Raw genomic sequence first — 4,232 nt, 5'->3', positions numbered from 1 at the left:
CGTTGATCGCCTGCGTCACCAGCGTCTGGTCGGCGAAGCGCACCTCGATCCGGCCCGTCAGCGCGGCAATGGATGGATCCGCGCCATCGATGCGGCCGTCCGAGCGGATGGTCTCGATCCGGTCGAGGTTGTTGGCGTAGGTGATCTCGGCCGAGACCACATTGCCGAGGGCGGTGCCGTTCCGGGTGATCGCCCCGTTGAAATGGCCGAAGCGCTTCAACTCCAGTGCGGCGGGCGTTCCGGCACTGGTCGTGGTGCCGACCGTCTCGCCCTGCGCCACCAGCCGCGCGGTCGCGGTGAGCAGGCCCGAGCGCTGCATCTGCCAGGTGATCTGGTCGAGCACGCAGCCCGAGTACATCGCATAGCGGGGCACCTCGGGCATGCCGGTCTCGATCGACATCGAGGGCAACGTCCAGGACCCCGACTGAAATTCGTGGCTGTACGGGGCCTCCGCGCCCGTGGTCGTGGGCGCGCCGAAGGCTGCCTTCAGCCAGAAGCCGAACGCCTCGGCGTCCAGCGGCACGACGACGTCGCCGTCGGCCGTCACGGCGTCCTTGATCGGCGCTAGCGGATCGCGGCCGTAGCCGAGAAGCTCCGAATTCAGCAGCGGCTGCTCCGCGCCGAGCGACGTGCTGGCGAAGGGCATGCGGGTGAAGCCGCTGACGGGCGGCGTTCCATAGGTCGTCTCGAACGCAAGCGCCATCAGCGCTCGCGCCCCTTGGGCTCGTGCCATGTTCGTCTCCTGTGGTCGGTTGGGTCAGGCCAGCGGGTCGGCCGTGGAATAGTGCAGCACGACCGGGATAACGGCGGCCTTCAGACTCGCCGCGCCCTCGACCGGCAGATCGACCGGGCGCGGGGCTTCGGCCTCGACCCAGTCGCAGAACCCGCCCAGCGTCCGGTCGGCGGCGAGCGCTGCGCCGATGCTGGCGGTCAGCGTGTCAAAGGCGGCGTCGCGATCGGCACCCTGAACGACCGCCTCGATCTCGGCTCGGTGCTGGTAGTGATAGCGCAGCGGCGACAGCGTGACTTCGGGCGCACCTGGTTCGCCATCGCGCAGGATCATCAGGCCCTCGACCGGCATGCGCTCGGGCAGCACGTCCCCGCGCAGAGCGGTGGCGGGCAGCGCCGAGAGCCGCGCGTGCAGCGCGACGAGGATGGTTTCGCGAGGTGTCATGGGTCGGCCGAGTTGGAAATCGCGTCGAGCACCGGACAATCGGGGACTTCGGCGCCCGAACACCTGGATGCAGTTGTAGCGAGGACGGATTCGATACGCCGAAGATCCGCGATCCTCGCGCGGACATCGGCAAGGTGCCGCTCCGTCCGTTCCTTGACCTCGGCGCAGGTCGGCGCGGCGCCGTCGCCGAGCCCCATCAGCCCGCGGATGTCCTCCATCGAGAACCCGAGTTCGCGGGCGCGCAGGATGAAGCGGAGGCGTGTGGCGTGTGCGGCGGAATAGACCCGGTAGCCGGCGTCCGTGCGGGGCGGGTCGGGCAGCAGGCCGGTCTTCTCGTAATAGCGGATCGTCTCGATGTTGCAGCCGGTCGCCCGGGCCAGGTCGCCGCGTGTGAAGCCGCTCTCGCGCTCGTGATCGGTCATGGGCAAGTTTCCTCTTGAGCCTGTAGTTGCTACAGACCCTACACCCATCGTCAATCACAGACGAGAGGTGCGCGACATGGCGCTGACAGACGACAGAACGGACAGCACGGGCGCGGATCGCCCCGCCCGAAAGGGCTGGCTCGCGGCGGGCGGTGTGGTGGGCGCCTTTCTCGCCTCGGCCTGCTGCATCGGGCCGCTGGTGCTTCTGACTCTCGGCATCTCGGGCGCCTGGATCGGCAACCTGACGGCTCTGGAGCCTTACAAGCCGATCTTCGCCGTGATCGCGCTCGGCTTCATCGCGGCGGGTTTCTGGCAGGTCTATTTCCGCAAGCCAACCGTCTGCGAACCCGGTTCCTACTGCGCAAGGCCAGCATCGGCGCGCATCACCAAGTCGGCTCTCTGGGCCTCCCTGATCCTCGTTCTCGCAGCCCTCACCATCGACTGGTGGGCCCCGCTTCTCTACTGACCCCGAAAGGACATCCACATGAAGAAGATCCTTGCACTCGCCTTGTTCGGCCTGACCGCCGTTGTGCCGATCACCGCCATCCCTGTTGCCGCGCAGACCGTCGCCGCCGAGCAGACCGTCACCTTCGCGGTGGACAACATGACCTGCGCGCTCTGCCCAGTCACCGTGAAGCGTGCGATGGAGGGCGTCGCGGGCGTGCGCGCCGTCGAGATCGACTTCGATGCCCGCACCGCCACGGTGATCTTCGACACCGCCGCGACGAGCGCCGACGCCATCGCGACCGCGTCGGCCAATGCAGGCTACCCGGCGCGTGTCGCGGGCTGACGAGATGACCGAGCAGTCCGACCGCAAGCTGATCGCGACAGGGATCGTCGGCACCGTCATCGCGGCGCTCTGCTGCTTCACTCCGGTGCTGGTGGTGCTTCTGGGTGCCGTGGGCCTGTCGGCCTGGCTGGGTTGGCTCGACTACGTTCTGCTGCCCGCGCTCGCCTTTTTCGTCGCGCTGACCGTGTACGCGGTCTGGAGACGGCAGCGGCGCCAGACCACTCGAACGGATGGATGACTTGATGAAAGACGATTGCTGCGCGCCCAAGGGCGATTTCGACCTTGCCGTGATCGGCGCCGGATCGGCCGGGTTCTCGGCCGCGATCACCGCCGCCGAGGGAGGCAAGCGCGTCGCGCTGATCGGCCATGGCACCATCGGCGGGACCTGCGTGAACGTGGGCTGTGTGCCCTCCAAGACGATGATCCGGGCCGCGGAAGCCCTGCACGGTGCGCAGACAGCACATCGGTTCCCGGGCCTGAACAGCGAGGCGCAGGTCGCCGACTGGTCGGCGCTGATTGCGGCCAAGGACGATCTTGTCGCGACACTGCGCCAGAAGAAGTACGCCGATCTGCTGCCGGGCTACGGCGGTGTGACCTATCTCGACGAGGGTCCGGCGCGTCTCGTCCTCGGCGGGGTCGAGGTCGGCGGGCGCAGGATCACGGCTCCCAAGGTGATCGTCGCGACCGGTGGCCGACCCGCCGTGCCCGACATCCCTGGGATCCAGGACGCACCAACGCTCGACAGCACGTCGCTGCTGGAGCTGGACCGGTTGCCCGAAAGCCTGATCTTCCTCGGCGGCGGCTACATCGGCGTGGAGCTGGCGCAGATGATGGCGCGGATGGGCACCCGCGTCACCATTGTCTGCCGCTCGCGCCTGCTGCCGCGCACAGAGCCGGAGGTGTCCCGGGCGCTGACGGAGACGCTGCGCGCCGAGGGCGTCGCGGTTGTCGATGGCGCGACCTACGACGCCGCACGGCGCGACGGGGCCCGTGCGGTCCTGACGGTGACGGTGGACGGCGCAGACCGCGATCTGACGGCCGACCGCCTCGTCCTGACGACGGGACGCGCAGCCAACACCGAGGGGCTGGGCCTCGCGGAGATGGGCGTCGAGACCGACGCGCGTGGCGCGATCCGGGTGGGCGACGACATGCAGACCACGAAGGCCGGCATCTTCGCGGCGGGCGATGTGACCGACCGCGACCAGTTCGTCTACATGGCCGCCTATGGCGCCAAGCTCGCGTCCCGCAACGCCGTTCTGGGCGGGGCGGAGCGCTACGACAACGCCGCGATGCCGTGGGTGGTGTTCACCGATCCGCAGGTCGCCGGCGTCGGGCTGACCGAGGCGCAGGCGCGCGCCGCGGGTCATGACGTCAAGACCAGTGTGCTGACGCTCGACAACGTGCCCCGCGCGCTCGCCGCCCGCGACACGCGCGGCCTGATCAAGCTCGTCGCGGACCGGGCGACCGACCGCCTCCTGGGCGGCGTGATCATGGCGCCGGAGGGAGCCGACAGTGTCCAGACGCTCGCCATGGCGCTCAAGTTCGGCATGACGACAAAGGCGCTCGGCGAGACGATCTTCCCCTATCTGACCACGGTAGAGGGGCTGAAGCTCGCCGCGCAGACCTTCGACAAGGATGTCGCGAAGCTGTCGTGCTGCGCGGGGTAACCCGAGCCGTCGGTTTCGTGGCTGCCGAGCAAGATTGCGCATCGATGCGATCACAACCTACCCCCCACCCAGTTCGCCACGATCAGCCCCGGCACGCTGTCCAACGCCCGGTCTGCATCCCGCGCCAGATCCAGCCGCTTCGGCAGCTTGACCTGCGGCACCAGCAGGAAGATCGGCGC

Annotated in this window: 8 protein-coding genes; 4 read left to right on the top strand and 4 right to left on the bottom strand. The window is 68.7% G+C overall.

The window, feature by feature from the left end; translation table 11 throughout:
• The 3 genes from Q0112_RS01000 to Q0112_RS00990 all read right to left on the bottom strand — a co-directional run.
• Positions 1–733: phage tail tube protein (locus Q0112_RS01000; protein WP_297970293.1), on the bottom strand; the 733-nt coding region annotated here is incomplete at its 3' end.
• 24 nt (positions 734–757) lie between these two features.
• The gene (locus Q0112_RS00995) at positions 758–1,174 is read right to left on the bottom strand and encodes an acyl-CoA transferase (protein WP_083548833.1); all 417 of its coding nucleotides are present in this window, start codon (positions 1,172–1,174) and stop codon (positions 758–760) included.
• Complete coding sequence (locus Q0112_RS00990) at positions 1,171–1,596, bottom strand: helix-turn-helix domain-containing protein (RefSeq protein WP_062563550.1); 426 nt, start codon at positions 1,594–1,596, stop codon at positions 1,171–1,173. Before Q0112_RS00990 ends, Q0112_RS00995 begins: the two co-directional genes overlap by 4 nt.
• Before the next feature lie 76 nt (positions 1,597–1,672).
• On the opposite strand from Q0112_RS00990, the gene Q0112_RS00985 reads away from it, so the two are divergent.
• The 4 genes from Q0112_RS00985 to merA are packed head-to-tail and all read left to right on the top strand — an operon-like array spanning position 1,673 to position 4,053.
• A complete protein-coding gene (locus tag Q0112_RS00985; RefSeq protein ID WP_062563549.1) occupies positions 1,673–2,062 on the top strand; it encodes a mercuric transporter MerT family protein in 390 nt (129 codons plus the stop codon).
• Between the two features lie 18 nt (positions 2,063–2,080).
• Positions 2,081–2,386, top strand: a complete 306-nt coding sequence (locus Q0112_RS00980; protein ID WP_062563548.1) for a heavy-metal-associated domain-containing protein — start codon at positions 2,081–2,083, stop codon at positions 2,384–2,386.
• Positions 2,387–2,390: 4 nt separating this feature from the next.
• Positions 2,391–2,624, top strand: coding sequence for a mercury resistance system transport protein MerF (gene merF, locus Q0112_RS00975; RefSeq protein WP_123644184.1), 234 nt, complete (start codon positions 2,391–2,393; stop codon positions 2,622–2,624).
• A gap of 4 nt (positions 2,625–2,628) precedes the next feature.
• Positions 2,629–4,053, top strand: a complete 1,425-nt coding sequence (gene merA / locus Q0112_RS00970; protein WP_228189482.1) for a mercury(II) reductase — start codon at positions 2,629–2,631, stop codon at positions 4,051–4,053.
• A gap of 50 nt (positions 4,054–4,103) precedes the next feature.
• Here the strand turns inward: merA and Q0112_RS00965 are convergent.
• The coding region (locus tag Q0112_RS00965; RefSeq protein WP_297970295.1) for a DUF6441 family protein at positions 4,104–4,232 on the bottom strand (129 nt) is incomplete at its 5' end.

It is taken from the genome of uncultured Amaricoccus sp., assembly GCF_937858865.1.
In the GTDB taxonomy this organism is placed as follows: domain Bacteria; phylum Pseudomonadota; class Alphaproteobacteria; order Rhodobacterales; family Rhodobacteraceae; genus Amaricoccus.
This window is presented reverse-complemented; position numbering and strand designations above follow the sequence as displayed.